Origin of the sequence: Salinivibrio sp. IB643, assembly GCF_001996105.1 — a bacterium.
Classification (GTDB): domain Bacteria; phylum Pseudomonadota; class Gammaproteobacteria; order Enterobacterales; family Vibrionaceae; genus Salinivibrio; species Salinivibrio costicola.
Window position 1 is genome coordinate 196,925 of the sequence record NZ_MUFF01000006.1, and the last position, 22,615, is coordinate 219,539.

Genomic DNA, 22,615 nt, shown 5'->3' on the forward strand with positions numbered 1-22,615 from the left:
TACCGAGCGAAAGTCCTACCCAGATCAATAATTCACGATTTTATGTTGCCAGCTTGTAAACGAATGTTTGAAATCACGTGTCCGTCAGCGCTATAGTCTGGTCAGACCACAACAATAAGTGAGCAAGCGATGGAACAGCACCCTTATCCCCACATGCTAGCCCCGCTCGATCTTGGGTTTACTACCCTGAAAAATCGTGTCTTGATGGGCTCGATGCATACCGGGCTTGAAGAAGCAAACGATGGTTTTAAAAAATTGGCGGCCTTTTATGCTGAGCGAGCCAAAGGTGAGGTGGGGCTCATTGTAACTGGTGGATTTTCGCCTAATTTTCGTGGCCGTCTGACCCCATTTAGTGCCCAGTTTAGCTCTGGACGCGCGGCGCGTGCACACCGCGCAATCACCGAAGCTGTTCATGAAAATGGCGGCAAAATCGCGCTGCAATTACTTCATGCCGGTCGCTATGCGTTTCATCCGTTCGCCCAAAGTGCGTCAGCGATTCGCGCGCCAATCAGTAAGTTCACCCCGTTTGAAATGAGCGAGCGGGCGATTTGGCGTACGATTAAAGCCTTTGGCCACAGTGCCGCGCTTGCTCGCGAAGCTGGCTATGACGGGGTCGAGATCATGGGCTCTGAAGGCTACCTGATCAATCAGTTTTTCTGCCACCGCGCCAACCGTCGTTATGACCAATGGGGCGGGCCAGTCGACAATCGTATGCGGTTTGCGGTTGAAGTGATGCGAGCGGTGCGTCAAGCCGCCGGTGATGACTTTATTGTTATTTTTCGTCTATCGATGCTGGATTTGGTCGAGCAAGGCAATACCTTTGAAGACGTAGTCACGCTCGCGAAAGGCCTAGAAAAAGCAGGCGTTACTATTATTAACACCGGTATTGGCTGGCATGAAGCGCGAGTGCCTACTATCGCGACCCAGGTGCCACGAGGCGCGTTTAGCTGGGTCACTGAAAAACTAAAAGGCGAGGTATCGGTGCCGTTAGTCACCTGTAACCGTATTAACACCCCAGAGGTTGCCGAATCGATTCTCTCCAAGGGGCAAGCGGATATGGTCTCCATGGCGCGCCCATTCTTAGCCGATGCTGAATTTGTTGCGAAGGCCAAAGCCGACCAGTCGAATGACATTAATACGTGTATTGCCTGCAACCAAGCCTGTCTGGACCATGTCTTTAAAGGCAAGCGTGCCAGTTGTTTGGTTAACCCTAAAGCCTGTTATGAAACCGAGCTCGTGGCAACACCCGTACGCCAAGTGAAACAAGTGGCGGTAATTGGTGGCGGAATGGCCGGGATAAGCTGTGCCACTGAAGCGGCTGAACGCGGACATGACGTGACCTTGTTCGAAAAAGCGGATCGGCTCGGCGGCCAGTTTAATTTAGCGATGACGATTCCGGGAAAAGAAGAATTTAAAGAAACCATTCGCTACTACCTTAGACGATTGGAAAAAGCAGGCGTGACGGTCAAGCTTAATCAAGCCACTGATGTCGATACATTGCGTGCGTTTGACGATATTGTTGTCGCCACGGGTGTGAAGCCACGCCGTCCCGCCATTGAAGGCATTGATCACCCGAGCGTCATTGATTATCAAACCTTTATTCGTGAACAGCCTGAGCTGGGGAGCCATGTCGCCATTATCGGTGCCGGGGGGATCGGCGTTGATGTCGCGACCATGATTACCGAACCGAAAAATCAAAATTTGGACGCTTGGCTCAATGAGTGGGGTATCGATAAGACCATTACCCACGAAGGCGGACTCTACCCTGGACACGATACGCTTAGCAACAAGCAGGTGTGGGTATTGCAGCGTCGCGAAGGACGGGTCGGAAAAGGTCCGGGCAAAACTACCGGTTGGATCCATCGAAAAACGTTACAAAAGCGTGGTGTGAATCTTGTCGGTGGCGTGAGCTACCATAAAATTGACGATGAAGGTCTGCATATCAGTGTTAAAGGAGAAGCACACCTGATCCCTGCTACCCAGATCATCTTGTGTGCGGGGCAAGAATCGGTGAATATATTGGCCGAGCAGCTTGATGATGCCAGTGTCTCTTACCATTTAATTGGTGGTGCCGAGCATGCGGGAGAGCTCGATGCGAAGCGAGCCATTCGCCAGGGGATTGAGACAGCCTTGGCGCTTTAGCGGCGGGAGTCTGTGCTAATATGCTGATATCGCTCATGCAGTGAGCACTAAACGGTTAAAAAGGATAAACCATGGACGCACTTGATTTGCTATTAAAGCGCCGCTCTGTGCCACGATTAGCAGCGCCAGCGCCAAGCGGTGAGGCACTAGAAAACATTATTCAAGCAGGATTACGTGCCCCTGACCATGGCGCACTAACGCCGTGGCAGTTTGTGATTTGCGAGGGCGATGGGCTGACGCGGCTTTCAACCATTTTAGCCGAGGCAGCACAGGCCAACGGCGCGGATGAAACGGCAGTGAAAAATGCCAAAAACGCACCTTTTCGGGCCCCGATGGTGGTGGCCGTGATTGCGCGTACACGTGTGCATGACAAAGTACCGACCATTGAGCAGCATATTTCAGCGGGATGTGCGACGCATGCGATGCAAATGGCAGCGGTCGCACAAGGGTATCAGGGCTTTTGGCGCACCGGCGCATTTGCATACCACGCTGCTGTGAGAGAGGCGTTATCCGTTGAAGGCGATGATCATATCGTGGGTTTTTTGTACTTAGGAACGCCTGATTGTGCGGTGGCTAATGCGCCTAAACGCGATACTAGCCAGTTTGTCTCTTATCTCTAAGCCACGAGAAGGGCTTGGTTAATCGAGAAAACCTGTGCATATGTACAGGTTTTTTATTGCGCCTCGWTCGTGCTTTGCATACCATGCGGACAGTGACTGATAAAGAGACTCTGTCATGGCACGATTATTTATTGCGGAAAAACCGAGTTTAGGGCGCGCAATTGCCGCAGGCCTGCCTAAGCCTCATAAAAATCAGAAAGGATACATTGAAACAGGGCAGGGAGATGTGGTCACCTGGTGTATTGGCCACTTACTCGAACAAGTCGAGCCCGAGGCTTATGACAGCCGCTATAAAAAATGGCATCTGGCTGACCTTCCTATTGTGCCTCAACAATGGCAATTGCGCCCGCGCAAAGCCGCCTCGGGCCAGCTGTCCGTGGTAAAAAAACTGATTAAGCAATTTGATCAGCTGGTTCATGCCGGCGACCCAGACCGCGAAGGGCAGCTGCTGGTGGATGAAGTGATTGACTATGCGAAGGTCAGCAAGAGCAAAAAAGCCAATATAAAACGCCTTTTGATCAGTGATTTAAACCTCTCTGCGGTGAAAAAATCGCTCAGCAACATGCAAGACAATAAGGGTTATATACCCTTATCTGTTTCCGCGTTAGCTCGGTCACGTGCCGATTGGGTCTATGGGATGAACCTGACGCGTGCTTATACCCTGCTAGGGCAACAGGCCGGTTATCAAGGCGTATTGTCGGTCGGGCGGGTACAAACGCCGGTGCTTGGCCTGGTGGTGCGGCGCGATCAAGCAATCAAACATTTTATTCCCCATCCGTATTATCAGCTCGACGCCATCATTGCTCATCAAGGGAGTGAAATACGCGCGCGATGGCAGCCCAGTGACGCCTGCGCCAAATGGCAAGACGAGCAAGGGCGCGTGCTTTCTCGGTCACTCGCCGACAATGTCGCCAATCGAATTACGGGGCAGCCAGCCACGGTCACTGACGCGGAACGTCAGCAGCGAAAGCAAGCGGCGCCACTGCCTTATAACTTGTCAGCCTTGCAAATAGACGCATCAAAGCGATTTGGTTTTAGCGCCCAAAAAGCCCTGGATGTGTGCCAACAACTGTATGAGCGCCACAAGATCATTACCTATCCGCGATCGGATTGTCGTTACTTACCTAAAGGGCACTTCGCTGAGGCGCCCAAGGTGTTGGCAGCGATTAAAAAGGGGTGTCAGACACTGATCCAGGCTTGTGACAATGCGGATCCAAAACGCAAAGGCAAAGCATGGAACGATGCCAAAGTTGGTGCGCACCATGCGATTATTCCAACCGCGAAAGCGGCGCCTGCGAGCTTGTCAGGCGATGAAGCGAAAATTTATCAGCTGGTAGCGCGCCAATATGTGATGCAGTTTTATCCGCCTGCCGAGTATGCAGAAGGAAAACTGGTGTTTGATATTGCCGGTGGCTGTTTTATTGCCAAAGGCAAGGTGCTCACTCAAGCGGGCTGGCGCGCGCTATTGCCCTCCACGCAAACCGCAGWCAGTGACGCCACGCCTTTGCCCTTAATGGAGAAAGGTGAGCAAGCGCAGTGTGAGCGTGGCGACATTAAAGATTGCATGACCGAGCCACCGGCTGCGTTTACCGAATCCAGTTTGTTACAAGCGATGACCGGCATTGGCCGCTATGTGCAAAACAAAGCACTGAAAGAGATACTGCGAGAAACCGATGGGCTCGGGACCGAAGCCACTCGGGCTGGGATTATTGAGCTGTTGGTAAAACGTGGTCTTTTGAATCGACAAGGAAAAACACTTCACGCGACAGCCAGTGGAACGGGATTAATTGATGCCTTACCCGACAGTGCGACCTACCCGGATATGACCGCTGATTGGGAGCGGCAGCTGCAAGATATGGCGGACCGACAATGCGCGTATCAACCCTTTATGCAAGCGTTAACCGACAAGGTCGCAGGCTTGATTGACAGTATAAAAACCTCACCACCGCCTGCCTCTTTGCAAGGTTTACCGGCTGCGCCGGCAAAAACATTTAAACGTAAAACACGGCGCACCAGCAGTCGTCGTAAAGGAGCGGCGAAATCAACGAGTAAGACCGCGGCACAATAACCGCACCAGTATACGCGAGCAAAAAATGCAGTGATCGCCCGACAACAGACTCGCGGCCACTAAAATAAATAGGCGGCGAGACAACCAACCAACGTCATCACAAACAAAAAGAGTTTTAATAGCTTGGGATTCGCGGAGATAGCAAATCGTACCGCAATCCGTGCCCCGACCATGGTCCCTATCGCCAGGATCAGCCCTGGCGCCCAACGGACCAGATCATCAGCAATAAATACCAACAGTGAAAGAGAGGTGAAAGCTAAGGTGCATGCCAGTTTGAGCGCATTACCACGGACCAAGTCGTAGTGTAAGGTGCCACATAGCGCGGCGAGCAAAACAAATCCGACCCCTGCTTGTACGAATCCGCCATAAAAGCCTGCGAGCATAAGGCCAAACCATGCGGTGGGTGTATCAGCCACCTTTTTGACTGGCGTACCGGCAGGGGGGCCAAAAGTGGCTGGCTTAACCAGCATCACTACCGTCATGGTCAGCAAGGTACCGAGTAGCAAGGGTTTGACCCAACTGGTTGGCAACCATGCAGCGGCCAATGCGCCGCACAAGCCCCCGATTAAATTCGGTATCAATACCGGAATGATATCCTGAGTATCGAGCTTGTCATGCTGGCGAAACCCGCTCATCCCTGACGCACACTGTAGCCATACCGCCACCCGATTGGTGGCGTTGGCGACATCGGCAGGCATGCCCATCACCATCAATGCAGGTAATGTTAGGTTAGAGCCACCACCCGCGAGGGTATTGATAATCCCGGCGATCATGCCCAAAACCACCAAGATAAAACTGTATTCGAGGCTGATTGCCATACACGCTCCTTGTTTGCAATCTCTTGTGTTTTTTGGATAAAGGCGATTTGATTGTATCGCCAATATGTGTATGTAACCGTTTGAGCCTACGCATACAGAGCCTGTGTAATGCGGTGAAACTGACCGGTAACACTGGCGATTCTCTCTATGCCCTTTATAATCACATGCAACACCTGAGGTTTTTGGTTAATGTTCGCTCCATAAGCAGGGCGAGATAAGGTTGTACCAGGTCATGCAGCAAGCTGTTCCATCGGCACTTGATAAAGTCGCCCGCCGCTCGGCGCGAGTCGGATTCATTTATAATGTGGTTATCTCCGTGATGGTCTTCATGTTTGCGGTGGTTTCCGTGGAGTTTTGGCTATATCAACAAGCCCATGACCAAGAAGTAAAAGACGTTCGTAACGCCTTGTTGGCCTACCGATCCCGGATTGAGCTTAAAGTGACGCAGAATGTCGATTTAAGTCATGGACTGACCACCTATATCAGCTTAAATCCAGATCTGACGCAAGACCAATTTTCTCGCTTTGCCAGCCAGTTAAAAGCCAAATCTCCTCATATCCTCAATTTTGGTGCCGCGCGTAATTGGGTGATCAGCCATGTGTATCCTGAGAACCTAAAATCATCGTTAGTCGGGACGCGTTACCATGATGTGCCTGAGCAATTAGCCCATGTGCGAGCGGCGTATGCCTCCAGTAAGCCCGTGATTTCAGGGCCGGTCGATCTTCTTCAAGGTGGAACCGCCTTAATTGCACGTCAATCGATAATCAATCAAAACACAGGGTTACCCTGGGGCGTGTTATCCACGGTGCTCGATATGGATAGCCTTTTCTCCGCAAGCTTTGCCGAAGGCGAGGCGTATCCAGTGCGTGTGGTGTTGCAAGAAAAATCGACCGCCGAGGGGAGGTTTACCCCCATTTACGGTGATGCCTCGATCTTAGCGCAGTCCCCTGAGTCCGTCGCAGTGAGCTTGCCCTCCGGCCACTGGCGCTTGTTGGGCACCCCGCAAGACGGTTGGAAAAGTTTGCACCCTCACCCCATGGTATGGGGGGGTGGCTTGATTATCCTAGGGTTTTGGCTCGGCGGATTATATGCTCGACTAAATGCTGGACGCAGCTTTGCGCAGTCGATTGGCCGTATGGTTGATGATAGCTACCGCTTTAGGAGTATCTTTAAACGCCATGATGCGGTGATGATGTTACTGGATGCCAAAAGTGGCGAAATTTTAGATGCTAATGACAGTGCCCAACGTTTTTATGGCTATGACCATGCAACGCTTACCGCGATGCGTATCAGTGAGATTAATACACAAGTCGACAGCACCCTCAAACAAAGCCTTTCACAGGCGAGACAGCGCGAGAAAAACTGCTTTATTTTTGAACATCGGCTAAAAAACGGTGAGAGTCGTCAGGTCGAGGTTCATTCATCCCCGATCACCGTTGGTAACGCCCGTCTGCTGTTCTCGGTTATCCACGATGTATCTGAACGGTTAGAGGTTGAACGTAAGTTGATGCTCAATGCGAAAATCTTTGAGCAATCGAGCGAAGGGGTGCTGATCACGGATGCCCAAGGTGCTATCGTCGCCGTCAATGGTGGCTTCAGTGCGATCACCGGGTATCAAGAAGAAGATGTCGTCGGCGCAATGCCATCCATCCTGAATTCGGGCCGTCATGACGCACATTTTTTCGCCGAAATGTGGCAGCAGATACATCAAGAGGGACATTGGAAAGGCGAAATCTGGAATCGCCGTAAAGATGGTATCGTGTATCCACAGCTTCTCTCGATCAGTGTGGTAAAAGATGACGCCGGTGACGTGGTGAATTATATCGGTGTTTTCTCTGATATCACCCAGCTTAAAGACTCAGAAAAAAAACTGATTGATTTGGCCCACTATGACTCGCTAACCGGATTACCGAATCGCCTGCTGCTCACGTCGCGCATTCGTCAAGCGATGAATAGGCAATCGGTCCAGCGTAACCAGCTGGCGTTGATGTTTCTCGACCTTGACCAGTTTAAGTTCGTCAATGATAGCCATGGCCATACCGTCGGTGATGAGCTCCTTAAATTAGTCAGCCAGCGCTTAGAGGGCCTGTTAGAGGAGGGCGATACCTTAGCCCGCCTCGGTGGCGATGAATTTGTGATCTTACGGGTGATTCATGCTGATGATAATGCCTGTATTCGCTTATCTGAAGATGTGATCCATGCCATGAATCGCCTGTTTATGCTCAAAGGTGGGATCGACGCTCAAATCGGTGTCAGTATCGGCATTGCCCAATATCCAGAGAATACCGCGAGTACCGATGATCTGCTGACCTTTGCCGATTCGGCGATGTATCACGCGAAAAAATCGGGGCGAAACACCTATGCGTTTTACAATGATGCGTTGACGGTAGCAGCGAATCACAAGTTACGTTTGGCGGTCGAGCTACGTCAGTGTGTGCAAAATGAAGAGTTAGAATTATATTACCAACCCCAGGTCGATCTGGTGACCGGCGATATTATTGGCGTCGAGGCGTTATTGCGTTGGCATCACCCAGAGCGGGGGCTGTTATCACCGTTTCACTTTATTGATGTCGCCGAAGAGCGCTCGATTATCCACGATATCACGCAGTGGGTGGTTGAGACTGGATGTCAGCAATTAAAAGCCTGGCAGGATGCGGGCGTCAACGTGTCTATGGCGGTGAATATCTCGCCGCGCAACCTTGCCGACGTGGCCTTTACGCAAGTGGTGTTTGAGGCCTTGGACCGCACCGGCGCCGATCCGCGCTTTTTAGAGCTAGAAATTACCGAAAATACCTTGATAGAAAATCAAGCCAACGCGTTAAAAGTGCTGGAGCAATTACGTGATAAAGGGGTTGGGATTGCGATCGACGATTTCGGCACTGGCTATTCATCGATGGCTTATCTCAAGCGCTACCCCATTTCAAAATTAAAAATTGATCGTCATTTCATTAAAGACATACAAAGCCAATCACCCGACGAACAAGAAGTGGCAATTGTATCGGCTATGATTGCCATGGCCGATAGCCTTGGGATAGGGGTCGTTGCAGAGGGCATTGAGACCTTGCATCAAAAGGCGATTTTGCATGAATTGGGCTGCACCTTTGGTCAAGGGTTTCTCTATCGCCGTCCTATTCCCGCCGTGGAGATGAGCGAATTGTTAGGCCTGGATCCGGAGGGAGAGTGCGGCGCGTAATCGGCTCCTCCTCTAACTGTCATCGCTCACAGTTTTAGGGCGCAGAGGCAGGAATGATGTCAATGCCTTGCTGTTTTTTTACCCTGATAGAAAATGGCAAGGAGCATAATCATGACTTTTTTCTTTCCTCGACAGCGGCTGGCCATCGCGGTAGCGGCCTCGTTGACTATGGCAGCGTCGTTTTCCACTGCGGCGGCCCCGCATATCACGGTAACCACAGCAACGACACAGTCTGACCGACCGCTTGATCCCAACGCCCCAGCGGTCTTCTCGTTAGGTAAGAACACCTACCAAATCAGTGTGGAAGGGATAGCAGGTGACTGTCAGGCCGCGTCTCCCGAGAACGCGAAATTTAATACGCCTATTCCGCTTTCTTGCCAAGATCAGACAAACTTTGAACTTACCGTGCGTTTTGCTGGGGATTATGGGTTTTATTATCAGCCAGAGACGCAAACAATCCGCGTTAAACGTGAACCGAAAAAGACCGCATCAAGGTTTAAACGCCCGTTGCCCGATGTCCAGTGTCACCGCTATCAAGGTGGGCCGATCACCCTCTCTTTGGGAGAGAGTTTTGCCGATGGCACGCAATTAAAAGAGGCGCTCAGTGGGCAGGTTGTCACGGTGAAAAATCACAGCGTGACGCTCACCCCAGCCTCTGAGAGTGGCGGGTTGGTGTTGCTCGCCCCGGTTACAGCACCAGAGCCAGATTTTACCTATCGCAATGCAAACATTTATTTTGTCATGGTGGACCGATTCAGCAATGGCGATCCGAGTAACGATCACAGCTATGGGCGGCGTCAGGATAAAGCGCAAAACATTGGCACTTTTCATGGCGGAGATCTACAAGGCGTGATCGACAAATTGGATTATATCCAAGCGCTCGGCACCGATGTGATCTGGTTATCGCCGATCGTAGAGCAGGTTCACGGGTTTGTCGGTGGTGGCAGCCAAGGGGACTTTCCGTTTTATGCCTACCACGGCTATTGGTCGCGTGACTTTACCCAAGTAGACAACAACTTTGGTGATGATGCCACACTAAAAAAATTGGTCGACGAAGCGCATCAACGCGGACTAAAGGTGTTTCTGGACGCAGTCGTCAATCACCCAGGTTACGCAACACTCGCGGATTTACAGCAAGACGGGATTGAGGTAGTCAATGACACTGAATTACCGGCGCAATGGCAAAATTGGCAGCCCGGTGACGGACAAAGCTGGCATGACTTTCATGATGCGATTGATTATAAGAGCACGAATTGGCAGCAGTGGTGGGGAAAAGACTGGGTACGCGCAGGATTACCGGGATACGATGAGCCTGGCAGCAGTGATAAAACGCTGACCTTAGCCGGATTGCCTGACTTTAAAACTGAATCTTCGCAACCGGTGACCCCGCCACAATGGTTGCTCAACAATCCCGGCACGCGGGTAAAGGTGCGAGACAATTACACAGTGAGTGATTACTTACTTGAATGGCAAACCCAGTGGGTTGCGCGTTTTGGTATTGATGGTTTTCGTGTTGATACCGTCAAGCATGTTGATGGTGAGGTTTGGCGAGCGTTAAAAGCACACGCCTCGGAAGCATTGAAAAGCTGGCGCGCCGCTAATAATCAAACGGGCGAGCCCTTTTGGATGATGGGAGAAGTATGGGGGCACAATGCCTACCGGAGCCCTTATTTTGACCAAGGCTTTGATGCACTGATTAACTTTGATCTGCAAAAGCGGATGGACAAAGGGGCGTATTGTTTAAGTGAAATGGAAACCACGTATCACGCGTACGCTGAGACCATGCAAACAGAAGCGGATTTCATTCCGGTTAGCTATATGTCGTCTCATGATACCGCGCTCTTTTTCAGCCGTTTTAAAGATGCCAGCATGCAACGCGGTGCTGCCAACGCATTACTTCTGGCGCCCGGTGCGGTGCAAGTCTATTACGGCGATGAAGTTGGACGTGATTTAGGCCCTTACGGCGATGACTTTCACCAAGGAACACGCTCAGATATGGTGTGGCAGCGTAACGCCATGCAGGCGGGGTTATTAAACCATTGGCGAAAAGTGGGGCAGTTTAGGCAACGCCACCCTGCGGTAGGCGCGGGCGCGCACCAAGTGATCCCTCAACCAGGTGCGTATGTCTTTTCYCGGCAATATGGAGAAGACACCATTGTTGCTGCGTTTGTCGGGCGTCAAGCCGAATAAGTGTCCGCCGCGAACAGGATGTTTATCCTTATTGAACGTACCATACGAAAAAGCCCGTCACTCATTGAGTGACGGGCTTATATGTATTGGTCGGTCTGACTGGATTTGAACCAGCGACCCCTGACACCCCATGACAGTGCGCTACCAGGCTGCGCTACAGACCGACTAAGCGCTATATTACGAATCGATCTAATGGCTGTCAATTGCTAAACGCGGTTGTTTCCCCGTTTTTCAATTGTTTGGCTACTTATGCGCCACTTATTGGCCATTATTGCGGCTCATGATCCTCAGGATAATAGAAACGCTTTAATTCGTGCATCACTTGCATCAATAGTGACAACTGGGGCTTACCTTCGGGCAGTGGGGTATAGTAGCGATCATAGACTTTATAATTGCCAAATTTATCCACCACCGTGGTTTTTTGTGGCTGTATCACCACAATGTCGCGACTGTCACCGGCCAACACCCATTTGCGTGATTGGCTCTCGAGTTCAAACAGATTCACACCGCTACTGTAACTATTGGCGGGTGAGCTCACTGATAGCATCGACTCCATCAATGTCGGTGCCACATCAAGGTGGCTACTGTAATGATTGATCTGCTCGGCCGGTTGATTAGGCCAGTGCATCACCATCGGTACTTGAAGCTGATAACGGCTGTAGTTTGAGTTCGACCCCCAACTATTCATCCCGGTTTCATTAAATTCCATGCCGTGGTTTGCTGTAATCATCACTACGGTATTGGCTAGCTTTCCCGAAGCCTCGAGCTGTTGAATCAGTTCACCCAATTGCTTATCCAGATAGTGAGCGGCATTGTTATAGCTATTTTTGAGGACTAAGCCTGTTTGCTGGTCGACACCGGCCATTCCACTGTCAAGCGCTGGTTGGAAGGGTTGCGCATAGTCGCCGCCTTGCTCATAGTCATTCACCGTGGCGAGCTCTAAATAACCAAACCAAGGTGTATTTGCTTGGCGCGCTTGTAGCCAGCTTTGCATCGAGGTGATCGCACTGGCATCGGCCTGCCAAGCCGGCGCCTCTGACTGTGTATCACGGTCGAGTGCGCGACTAAAAATACTTTGATAGTAAATGGGGTTAGAAAAGTTATCGCCACTGAACAGCCCGAGTTGATAGCGACGTTGATTGAGCGTATCCATCAATACAGGACGCAAACCCTCAGTTCGTGCGCTTTGCGCATAGCTGCCCGGCAGTCCATAAAAGAAACCAAACAAACCGGCCATATCATCGTTGCTGCTACTGAAGTGATTCTTAAACCACAGATTATCGGTAGCGAAACGATGCAGGTGAGGCATAGTGACTGGGTTAAGCATATCGGCACGCAACCCTTCAACCATCACCACCAATAAGTTTGGGCGGTATTTGTTGGCATCTGACGCAAATGACAGTGGCTCCAACGGATAACGAATCACCTCGCTGGTTTCTTGGCCGCGCTGCTCGCGTAGGCGTTGATACTCTTGTCGATCGAGCAAGCCATACTTTTCCATAAAGGTTTTTGCTGTCATCGGATACGAGACAGGAAAGGTCGAACGCTGCGCCGTGACTGGGCTATAAATGAACGCATCGGCCCAGATATGGATTAAATGGCTGGCAATAAAGCAAAGAGCAAACACGCTGGCAACCGGAACACCAACGCGTTTACGGGTTAATTTACGCAGCTTACGCCACACCCACTCGGCCATGACCAGCTCTAAGATAAAGATCACCGGCCCAGCAATAAATAAATACTGCCAGTGGGCATTCATATCGGTTTTTTCGCCGCTTAAAAGCAGCTCCCACACCAAGGGGTTAAGATGTAGGTGTAAGGTTTGATAGGCGTAAATATCTAGCAGCAGTAGCATCATTCCGACAGTCGCGACTATTACCGCAAAAAGCCGCATAAGACGCTGAGACGGGATGATAAAACTGGCTGGAAAAATGATCAGAATATAAAGCGCAAAAACCAGGAAGCCGAAGTGGCCGACCCAGTTAAAGATCAAGTAGCTTTGCCCTAATAGGGTGTCTGGCCACCCAGATTGGCTGATATAGCGGGTGCCCAGCAACATAGCGGCAATGATGTTGAAAAAGCTAAACCAATGCCCCCAACTGATCAGCTGGGATACTTTATCGCGATACGATGTTCCGCTATCAACCATACAAATTTATTCTTCTCTGATTGGATACTGCTGCAAGCGTTATTGGTTATCGATGGATGCCATTAATGCTTGGGCGAACTTCTCGGCAAATGCCTGACGTTGTGCGGCAGGAATATTGTGGTTAAGGATATTGGTGGCGACATTCCCAATCACCATCAGTGATAAATCCGTCGATGCATCGTGTTGCTCTAACACATTGACAACATCACTGATAATACGTTCCACTTGCTTATCATCATATTTTGAGGTTACAGGCATAAAATCGTCTTGTCTTCTTAAAACCAAAGCAGCGTATAATAACCCATACCTTAGTCTTACTGAAAATCTTTTCAATCATGACCCTCACGCTTTCTAACGTAATATTACATCAAATTGTCAAACAAGCTGATGATTCGCTTAATGTTCAGCTTCGCGACGGACCATTACCGCTCAACGAACAAACCGAAAATCTGATGGCCGATGTACATCGGGTTTATCATGCAAAAGCAGGCAAAGGGTTTGCGTTGTTCGACACCGAGAGTGAATTCCAGCAATGGTTAAAGGCTTACCGCGCTGACGAACTGGACTTTCGAGCCTTTTCTGAACGCGCCGTTGAACGTCTGCGCGCTGAGCTCGCGAAATACCCATTTGCCGATAGTGGCACCTTGGTGATGGCGCATTACCGTGCCTTAGCGACTGACTACGTATTTATTGGTGTGGTGGAATCAAAGCACAGTTTACGCGTCACGGACGAGCTTGACGTTAACGCCACCGAATACCTAGATGTCAGCAAAATGGATATCGCGGCACGGATTGATTTGTCTACCTGGGAGACGGATCCGGCATCAAATCGTTACTTATCGTTTATCAAAGGGCGAGTTGGGCGCAAAGTTGCAGACTTCTTCCTTGATTTTTTGCAAGCGGAAGTGGGCATGGACAGCAAACAGCAAAACCAAGTGCTGATGCAGGCGGTTGAGGATTACTGTGATGATGCCCGTTTGGATAAAGAAGAGAAGAACAACTACCGCAAGCAGGTGTATGACTACTGTAACGATCAGCTTAAAGCGGGTGATGAAGTGGTGGTCAAAGAGCTCGCGGAGGAATTGCCAGCGACCCCCGAAGGAACGGACTTTTATCAATACACCAACCAGCAAGGCTATGAACTGGAAGCGCAATTTCCTGCCGACCGCACCACCATGCGCAAGTTAACTAAATTTGTCGGATCGGGGGGTGGCTTATCGGTCAACTTTGATGCCATGTTGATGGGGGAGCGCGTGTTCTACGATCCAGACACAGACACCCTCACCATAAAAGGGACGCCCCCAAATTTGCGTGACCAACTACAACGCCGTTTATCCAGTCGAGACGATAAATAAAAAAAGCGGGACACGGCTAGCGTGTCCCGCTTTATTTTAAGCGATTTTATTGCTCGTTAGGCACGCTCTGGCGCAGACGTTATGGCGGTTGTATCTTCTTGCGCTTGCGCGGCCTGGTTTGGCTCAACCTTATCGACAAACCAACCGAAGTAGCTGGTCACGATGGTGACGGCAATACACACAAAGCTTAACCACATGAAGGGTGCATAAGACAAGGTGGCGACGCCAAGAATACTGGCCATATAAATACCGTTATCACTCCATGGCACCATGCCTGAGGTTAACGTGCCACCAAATTCAGCGTTACGAGACAAGTTTTTACGTTGATAACCCAGTCTGTCGTAGTTTTTAGCACAGATTTTAGGGGTTAAGATCAGCGACACATACATGGCCGAGCCGAATACGTTCCCCATAAAGGCGGTGCCGATGGTGGAGGTTGCCAAGCTACCTGCACTGTTAACGCGACGCTCAAACAAGCTGGCAATGGTATGCAAGACCCCGACTTTTTCGAGCAAGCCACCAAAACCCAGACCAAACACAATCACAGCCACGGAACCGAGCATAGAAGACATGCCACCGCGGTTGAGAATGGCATCGATAAAGTCGACACCCGATGAGATAGAAAACGGCGCCCACGCGGTATTAATGGCGTTCACGGGGGTCATATCTTGCAGCATGACAGCCCAAACCACACCCAGTAATGAACCAAAACTAATGACCGGGAAAGACGGTAATCGCATTGCCAGCAGCGCGAGGACAATCAGCACCGGCACAAAGGATAGGGGTGAAATCACAAACTGATCCTGCATCGCTTGCTTCACCATCTCTACTTGGCTCATATCCACATTGCCTGCGTAGTGCCAGCCAATCAGAGTAAACAGAATACCGGTAATGATGTAACTGATCAGTGCAATCGGCAGCATGCCTTTAATGTGCTCAACGATTTCGACGCCAGACATTGACGAGGCAAGGATCACTGAATCAGACAATGGCGACATTTTATCACCAAAGTAGCACCCTGAAAGAACGGCACCTGCCGTCATTGGGGCAGGGATCCCAAGGCCTTGACCAATCCCCATCATGGCAATACCCGCGGTTCCGGCAGCCCCCCAAGAGGTGCCCGTCGCTAAAGCGGTTAACGAGCAAATCAACATGGTCGCTAAAAGGAAGATAGAAGGGTGGATAGCTTTAAGACCATAGTAAATAATAGTGGGGACGATCCCCCCTGCAATCCAGGTGCCTACCAATGCGCCAACCGATAGGAGTATTAAAACGGCGCCTAAGCCGTTAGAAATCCCTTTCGTGGCAGCACTTTCAAGATCTTTGTATTGATGGCCAAGTTTTAACCCTAATCCCATAATCACAAACCAGCCGATAAATAAGGCCAGTTGAATGGGGAGGTCTAATTTGGCGGTAAACGAAAACGCGAGCGCCAAAAAGGCGCCAAGTGCCAATACCACCTGAATGATGGAGGGTAATCGAGCTTGCTGTGTTGTCATAACTTAACCTTCTTCACGTCGCTTGCTGGGTAACCGGTCGCTTGGGGGTTACCGATAGCGTTGAGCGAGTCAATATCATTATCGGAAGGTGGATCGTCTGTGATTGCGCGACTACTCCCTGCGCGATTTAGCGATGCCTTAAGCAACAACCAAACTCACATCACTGTCCTTGTTTCAGTATCCTTTGTTCCATTTGTGAGGGGCCCTACTCTAGCTAACAGAGTAAAGTGATGGGAAACATTTTTGTCGCTTATGTGAGTCGCGCGCGAATTAAGTTACATCCCGACATAATTAGTTAATATATAGTTATCGTAAGGGTGTTTAAATGTTTCAATATTTTGTTTTGTCTGTTTTTTTCAGTTTGTTTTTTAGACGCCTGTACGTTAAATCAAGTTAGACATAGGTGACGGAAACTTAAAAATGAGGTCATTTAATAAGCAGGCAGAGGCGTTAACCTGACGACCGTGATAAGACGTGTTAGTATCAAAAACGTTTTTTCACTGACTGTCAGGCAACCATATGCTGTTGTTAACGGCGGTCACACAACATGGAGTGTGAAAATTATGATGCGAGTAGGTTTAGTTGGCTGGCGCGGCATGGTGGGATCGGTGCTGATGCAGCGCATGGTAGAAGAAAAAGACTTCGACCATATCGAACCTGTGTTTTTTAGCACCTCACAAGTTGGGATTGCAGCGCCGAATTACGGCAAAGATGCAGGCATGTTACACGATGCCTATGACATTGAAACGCTCAAAACCCTCGATGCTATTATCACCTGCCAAGGCGGTGATTACACCAACGATGTTTACGCAAAACTGCGTGAATTAGGTTGGAAAGGCTATTGGATTGATGCAGCGTCATCACTACGAATGGCAGATGATAGTATCATCACCTTGGATCCGATTAACTTCAAACACATCCAAGCGGGGATCCATAACGACACGCGCACGTTCGTCGGCGGTAACTGTACGGTTAGCTTGATGCTGATGGGCTTAGGCGGTTTGTATCAAAACGGTCTGGTTGAGTGGATGACCGCGCAAACGTACCAAGCGGCGTCTGGCTCAGGCGCAAAACACATGCGCGAGCTGATCAGCCAAATGGGTGTCATCAATGATTCAGTGAACACTGACTTGGCAAGCCCTGCAACATCTATTCTAGATATTGACCGCAAAGTGGCTCAAACCCTCCGCTCGAGTGATTTTCCTAGCGAGCAGTTTGGTGCGCCACTCGCAGGCTCATTGATCCCTTGGATTGACGTCAAGCGTGACAACGGCCAAAGTAAGGAAGAGTGGAAAGCTTCGGTTGAAACCAACAAGATCCTAGGGTTACAAAACAATCCGATTCCTATCGACGGGACTTGTGTCCGTGTGGGAGCCATGCGCTGTCACAGCCAGGCGCTGACCATCAAGCTGAAAAAAGCGGTGCCGATGGATGAGATTGAAGACATGATTGCGTCGCACAATGACTGGGTCAGCGTGGTGCCTAACGAGCGTGACGTGACCATGACGGATCTGAGCCCAGCGAAAGTGACAGGCACCATGTCTGTGCCAGTGGGTCGTCTCCGTAAGCTGGCGATGGGGGATGATTTCCTCAATGCCTTTACTGTGGGTGATCAGCTGTTATGGGGAGCGGCAGAACCGCTACGCCGCACGCTGCGGATTATCTTGTCGGAAAAAGAACAAGATTAATTCTCTTGGACTTATCAAGTTCCGTTAAGCCGTCAACCTAGTTGGCGGTTTTTTTTGCCTAAAATGCGAGTTTGCAAAGCGTATCAGGCATAAAAAAAGGAGGCGATAAACGCCTCCTAGTGATTGGTAAGCCTGGGTTTACAAGCGCCTAGGTATACAAGAACCTAGGTTTGCAAGAGCCAGGGCTTGCAACAGACCTTTTTCGCGCTCGGTCTGTTGGCGATGGGTTTAGCCTGCGAAGTTTTTCGCGACGAAGTCCCAGTTAACCAGTTTCCAGAATGCAGCGAGGTAATCTGGACGCACGTTACGATAATCGATGTAGTATGCGTGTTCCCAAACGTCGACAGTCAACAATGGCGTTTCACCATCGTGAGTCACGGGCGTTTCGGCATTCGAGGTGTTGACGATTGCAACCGACCCGTCTGCTTTTTTCACCAACCAAGTCCAGCCTGAGCCGAAGTTAGTCACAGCAGCATTGGTGAACTGAGTTTTAAACTCGTCAAACGAACCAAATGCTTTGGTGATCGCGTCTGCAACGTCACCTGTTGGCTCACCGCCGCCATTTGGGCTTAGGCAGTGCCAGTAGAAGGTGTGGTTCCACACTTGGGCCGCATTATTGAACACGCCACCTGACGAGGTCTTGATAATGTCTTCGAGTGATTTACCTTCGAAATCTGTGCCTTCGATCAAACCGTTCAACTTCACCACATAAGTGTTGTGGTGCTTGTCGTAGTGGTAGTCGAGTGTTTCTTTTGAGATATGTGGTTCTAGTGCGTCTTTTGCGAAAGGTAATTCAGGTAGTTGGAATGACATTGCTATATATCTCCGTTTTTATCGTGAGAGTGCTTCCTGTAGTCGATCACTGACAATGCAGGGGCAAATACGAATGACTGACAACGGATGATCACTGACTACCCATTGCCGTTATCGCCACCTAACCATCGAGTGTGACTACTATTTTCGTTCTGCTAAGTCTAGTTTAGCAAGTTTTTACTTTATTAAAAGGATCGCAGCAAAATTTTTACGCTTAATCCCACAAAACATTTAGGCATTTTTTTCCAGCCTGTTAACCAGTAGAATCAAAATAAGATTCACAGACAGTGTTCGAGGAAGCAATGGAAACAATGGACAAAATTAAGCAGCAAATCGAAGAAAATGCGATTCTGCTATACATGAAAGGCTCGCCGAAACTACCAAGCTGTGGTTTTTCGTCACAAGCCTCTCAAGCGCTGATGTCGTGTGGCGAGAAGTTTGCTTACGTGGACGTGTTGCAAAACCCAGAGATCCGCGCAGAGCTACCTGTTTACGCACAGTGGCCAACATTCCCACAGCTGTGGGTTGACGGAGAGCTGGTTGGCGGGTGTGACATCATCTTGGAAATGTTCCAAAAAGGTGAGTTACAGCCACTGGTCAAAGAAGCGGCCGCGCGTCGTGATGCGAGTGAAAACGAGTAATTGTTCGCGTTTATCCGGCTCTCGCCGTATCACTGGAACGAGCCGTATCAGGTAAAAAGCCACGTTGTAAAACGTGGCTTTTTTTCTTGTCTATACCGCCTTTTTACTCACATAGCGCGTTTACGCCCTAGAGCATCATCGCGGCTAACCAGCCGAAGGCAATTAATGGCAGGTTATAGTGGATAAAGGTGGGGACCACGGTATCCCAAATGTGTTCATGTTGGCCATCGGCGTTCAGGCCCGACGTTGGACCTAAAGTAGAGTCCGAAGCGGGTGAGCCAGCATCGCCCAGGGCGGCGGCCGTTCCCACCAAGGCAATGGTTGCCATCGGCGAGAAGCCAAACGCCAGTGAGAGTGGCACATAAATGGTAGCGATAATGGGAATGGTCGAGAACGACGAGCCGATCCCCATGGTCACTAGCAAACCGACAATCAACATCAAAAACGCCGCGAGCGGTTTGTTATCGCCAATCGAGCCTGACAAAGAAGCGACTAAGGACTCCACACCACCCGTTGCTTTCATTACCGCGGCAAACCCAGCGGCGGTGATCATAATAAAGCCGATCATCGCCATCATGTGTACCCCTTTGGTAAACACATCCTGGGTGTCTTTCCAACGGATTACGCCGCCAAAGGTAAACACCATAAAGCCGGCCAATGCGCCGACAATCATCGACCCTGCCATCAGCTGCACGCTTAACGCCGCGACAATCGCAATGCCTGCAACCCACAGGTTACGGGGGCTAATGGCGTGGTTTTCCGGCTCAGCAGTGAGGACGTCCCCTTCACTGTATTGGCGTGGCTGGCGATAGCTGATAAAGGTTGCGATCAGTAAGCCGACTACCATCCCCGCCGCAGGCAATAGCATCGCGGTGGGGACTTGGCTGGCGACCACGTTTAGGCCATTGTCATTGAGGTTTTTCAGCAAAATATTATTCAAAAAGATGCCGCCAAAGCCGACCGGCAACACCATATACGGCATGATCAAACCAAAGGTCAGCACACAGGCGACCAGGCGACGATCGAGCTTTAAGCGTTGGAACACATGCAATAAAGGTGGGATCACAATAGGAATAAAAGCGATGTGGACCGGAATCGCGTTTTGCGACGAAATAGCCAAAAGGCCTAATAAGACCAAGACCACATATTTAAAGGTGGCGGTATTGGCATCGGTTGGGCGCGCGTTAAGCTTGCGGATCACCGAGTGCGCGAGAACATCGGTGATCCCTGAACGGCTAATGGCGACCGCAAAGGTACCGAGCATCGCATAACTGAGCGCAATAGTGGCACCACCGCCAAGGCCGCCTTCAAAGGCACTGATGGTCTCGGAAATACTGAGCCCACCGACCAGGCCACCAAGGACAGCACTAAAGGTGAGTGCGACGACGACATTGACGCGCAAAAGGGCCAGTGCCAGCATGACACAGACTGAAATGACTACCGGGTTCATGGAAACGTTCCTGTTATAGGGGTTATCACTGCAGCGTTGCCGCAGGGGTTATCTATGATTTTGTAATTAAGCTACCCAGTTTGCGCAAAATTTTGTCTGTGTCGAGGGGAAATCGCTTTTTTTTGGTTACTTTCTTTCATGCTTGTCGGTCTTTCTGAAAGCCGCGATAAGTAAAGTAGGCAAATAGGGGCGTTGGAAATGCTAGTGGTGTGAAAAGCACTGGTGTGGGGGGGAGCAATTGCAGGCCACTCGCAGGCACACCGTGAACCCATCCCTGGGGGCTCCGCCGCGCCTTCCTTGGCGCGGAGGGCCTGCTTAGTGGTCAGCAATCGCTTTTAATGTCATCCAGGGCGGAACATATAAAAAAGAGCCGGCCTTAATAGGCCGGCTCCTTGGGTTTAGGTTAAGCTGCAGGGCTTAGAACAAGTAGTTCAGCTGCAAACCGTAGATGTAAGCATCGCCACCGGCTGAGAACGCAAATCCGTCTTCGGTGCCTTCAACTTGGTCGCCGTCGAGGTAGGCAAAACCCGCGTCCACAGAGAGATTTTCGTTTGCTGTGTAGGTCGTTCCTAGACTCCACCAATGACGGTCAGAATCTGGAATGCTCAATGTGCGATCTTTAGCATCCACCGGGCTTTCGTCATAGGCATAACCGGCGCGGAACGCCCAGTGGTCGTCCATGGTATAAGTCGCACCTAATGCATAACGCCAGCTATCATTCCAGTTTTCGTCTTTTTGTAGACACTGACCTGCTGTACCATCGTTACAGTTAGTCGCTGCACTCGTTGCTTTTAGCTCCTTAAAACTATCCCAACCGACATACATGGCACTGTAGTGCATTGCAATTTGTTGATTGAGTTGATGGAAGCCTGAAAATTCAATAATCTCCGGTAGGCTTAGCTCAAGTTCCCCTGAAACTGACTGTCCAGGCTTTCCGACGGCTATGGTTGATGTACCTTCATAGTCACCATCTAGCGTGATATCTGATTGGGAACGATAAGAAAGACCAAATCGGTTATCCTCGTCGATTTCCCAGAGCGTTCCCAGGTTCCAGCCAAAGCCCCATCCGTCGCCTTTTAGGTGAGAAATCCGACTTGTTGCTGTAAAGGATGTACCCAACATTCCATTGATAGTTGATGCGGCAGCACCCGCAAAGCGGTTCAGCTCAGCATCGGCGTAAATGGCACTGATACCCGCACCAATACTCCACTGGTCATTCAATTTATATGCAATATTGGGATTAAAGTTCATGGTGACCAGCGCCGTATCACCTGCGCCAACGCCTGCGGCAAAGTCTTTGGAGTATTCCGTAGATAGACCGAAGTTAGAGAAGGCTGAAAAGCCAACGGCGAGCCGATCATCAATCGGTTGGATCAAATGAAAGTTCGGGACATATTCAGTAGGGGCTAAGTCTTTTTCTTCCGTCGACAGCCCATTAGCTTCTAAGGCTGCCTTTGGGACAGTGCCGTTATTGGCACTTTTAACATCTGCATGCACATCGGGATCAATAATGGTCAAGCCGCCCGAGAATGCGGTGGTGTTAAAACGGGTGAGGGCAGCGGCATTGCGTGCACCCACTGCAGCATTGTCTGCGACAGCGGCTTCACCGGCAAAAGCACGCCCCAAACCGGATACCGAGGTTTCTGATACTTGGAAGCCGGCACTGTGTGCTTGTACGGCTAACAAAGATAAACTGGTTGCCACTAGCGATTTCTTAAATAGTGATGACATAACGCGCCTCACTCCTATGTTAATTAAGCTTCTTGTTCTTTGGGGCCGCCGCTTCAAAGCCCATCTTACGTGGGCGAGAGAAGTGGTCGGATGTTCTACAGGTTCAATACTGGCACCAATTTCGCGTTTGTTAAAGGTTGGTTTCAAAACGGATGCCGCACGATGTCACCTGGTTGGGCTGATAATGTTTCTATCGATTGTTTTAAGTAAACACTCTAAAGCGTCTACTACTCATCTCAGCCCGTGTTTGGCGTAATA

Annotated in this window: 15 protein-coding genes and 1 tRNA gene; 8 read left to right on the forward strand and 8 right to left on the reverse strand. The window is 50.2% G+C overall.

The features are described 5' to 3' along the window. The first annotated feature begins 129 nt into the window (after positions 1-129). From BZG77_RS04580 to BZG77_RS04590, 3 genes are all read left to right on the forward strand, one after another. Positions 130-2,142 carry an NADPH-dependent 2,4-dienoyl-CoA reductase gene (locus BZG77_RS04580; RefSeq protein WP_077646372.1) on the forward strand — a complete coding sequence of 671 codons (2,013 nt, stop codon included), beginning with the start codon at positions 130-132 and terminating at the stop codon, positions 2,140-2,142. Between the two features lie 71 nt (positions 2,143-2,213). Further along, a complete protein-coding gene (locus BZG77_RS04585) occupies positions 2,214-2,762 on the forward strand; it encodes an NAD(P)H nitroreductase (RefSeq protein ID WP_077646373.1) in 549 nt (182 codons plus the stop codon). Positions 2,763-2,877: 115 nt separating this feature from the next. After that, a complete protein-coding gene (locus tag BZG77_RS04590) occupies positions 2,878-4,830 on the forward strand; it encodes a DNA topoisomerase III (protein ID WP_077646374.1) in 1,953 nt (650 codons plus the stop codon). Between the two features lie 59 nt (positions 4,831-4,889). On the opposite strand, the gene BZG77_RS04595 is transcribed toward BZG77_RS04590, so the two are convergent. Next, positions 4,890-5,648 (reverse strand): sulfite exporter TauE/SafE family protein, encoded by a 759-nt coding sequence (locus BZG77_RS04595; RefSeq protein ID WP_077646375.1) that lies wholly within the window; start codon positions 5,646-5,648, stop codon positions 4,890-4,892. A gap of 232 nt (positions 5,649-5,880) precedes the next feature. Here BZG77_RS04595 and BZG77_RS04600 point away from each other — a divergent pair, with 232 nt between their 5' ends. Together BZG77_RS04600 and BZG77_RS04605 are read left to right on the forward strand one after the other, a co-directional pair. Continuing rightward, positions 5,881-8,841, forward strand: coding sequence for a bifunctional diguanylate cyclase/phosphodiesterase (locus BZG77_RS04600; RefSeq protein WP_077646376.1), 2,961 nt, complete (start codon positions 5,881-5,883; stop codon positions 8,839-8,841). Between the two features lie 111 nt (positions 8,842-8,952). After that, positions 8,953-11,031 carry an alpha-amylase gene (locus tag BZG77_RS04605; protein ID WP_077646377.1) on the forward strand — a complete coding sequence of 693 codons (2,079 nt, stop codon included), beginning with the start codon at positions 8,953-8,955 and terminating at the stop codon, positions 11,029-11,031. A gap of 87 nt (positions 11,032-11,118) precedes the next feature. Here BZG77_RS04605 and BZG77_RS04610 read toward each other — a convergent pair. The 3 genes from BZG77_RS04610 to BZG77_RS04620 all read right to left on the reverse strand — a co-directional run bounded on the left by BZG77_RS04610 (position 11,119) and on the right by BZG77_RS04620 (position 13,438). Further along, a tRNA-Pro gene (locus BZG77_RS04610) sits at positions 11,119-11,195 on the reverse strand. A 104-nt stretch (positions 11,196-11,299) separates the two neighbouring features. Further along, positions 11,300-13,180 (reverse strand): DUF3413 domain-containing protein, encoded by a 1,881-nt coding sequence (locus BZG77_RS04615; RefSeq protein ID WP_077646378.1) that lies wholly within the window; start codon positions 13,178-13,180, stop codon positions 11,300-11,302. A gap of 39 nt (positions 13,181-13,219) precedes the next feature. Next, the gene (locus BZG77_RS04620; RefSeq protein WP_021022298.1) at positions 13,220-13,438 is read right to left on the reverse strand and encodes a YejL family protein; all 219 of its coding nucleotides are present in this window, start codon (positions 13,436-13,438) and stop codon (positions 13,220-13,222) included. A gap of 77 nt (positions 13,439-13,515) precedes the next feature. On the opposite strand from BZG77_RS04620, the gene yejK reads away from it, so the two are divergent. Then, the gene (gene yejK, locus BZG77_RS04625) at positions 13,516-14,535 is read left to right on the forward strand and encodes a nucleoid-associated protein YejK (protein ID WP_077646379.1); all 1,020 of its coding nucleotides are present in this window, start codon (positions 13,516-13,518) and stop codon (positions 14,533-14,535) included. 56 nt (positions 14,536-14,591) lie between these two features. Here the strand turns inward: yejK and nhaC are convergent, their stop codons facing one another. After that, entirely contained in the window at positions 14,592-16,034 is a 1,443-nt protein-coding gene (gene nhaC, locus BZG77_RS04630; RefSeq protein ID WP_077646380.1) for a Na+/H+ antiporter NhaC, read from the reverse strand. Between the two features lie 563 nt (positions 16,035-16,597). Between nhaC and asd the strand changes: the two genes are divergently transcribed. Continuing rightward, positions 16,598-17,722, forward strand: coding sequence for an aspartate-semialdehyde dehydrogenase (asd, locus tag BZG77_RS04635; protein ID WP_077646381.1), 1,125 nt, complete (start codon positions 16,598-16,600; stop codon positions 17,720-17,722). Between the two features lie 228 nt (positions 17,723-17,950). Here the strand turns inward: asd and sodB are convergent, their stop codons facing one another. Further along, positions 17,951-18,535, reverse strand: coding sequence for a superoxide dismutase [Fe] (gene sodB / locus BZG77_RS04640; RefSeq protein ID WP_021022302.1), 585 nt, complete (start codon positions 18,533-18,535; stop codon positions 17,951-17,953). A 302-nt stretch (positions 18,536-18,837) separates the two neighbouring features. On the opposite strand from sodB, the gene grxD reads away from it, so the two are divergent. Continuing rightward, positions 18,838-19,176, forward strand: a complete 339-nt coding sequence (gene grxD / locus BZG77_RS04645; protein ID WP_021022303.1) for a Grx4 family monothiol glutaredoxin — start codon at positions 18,838-18,840, stop codon at positions 19,174-19,176. A 127-nt stretch (positions 19,177-19,303) separates the two neighbouring features. On the opposite strand, the gene BZG77_RS04650 is transcribed toward grxD, so the two are convergent. Together BZG77_RS04650 and BZG77_RS04655 are read right to left on the reverse strand one after the other, a co-directional pair. Further along, positions 19,304-20,626, reverse strand: coding sequence for a Na+/H+ antiporter family protein (locus BZG77_RS04650; protein WP_077646382.1), 1,323 nt, complete (start codon positions 20,624-20,626; stop codon positions 19,304-19,306). Between the two features lie 417 nt (positions 20,627-21,043). After that, positions 21,044-22,357, reverse strand: coding sequence for an outer membrane protein transport protein (locus BZG77_RS04655; protein WP_077646383.1), 1,314 nt, complete (start codon positions 22,355-22,357; stop codon positions 21,044-21,046). Between the last annotated feature and the right edge of the window lie 258 nt (positions 22,358-22,615).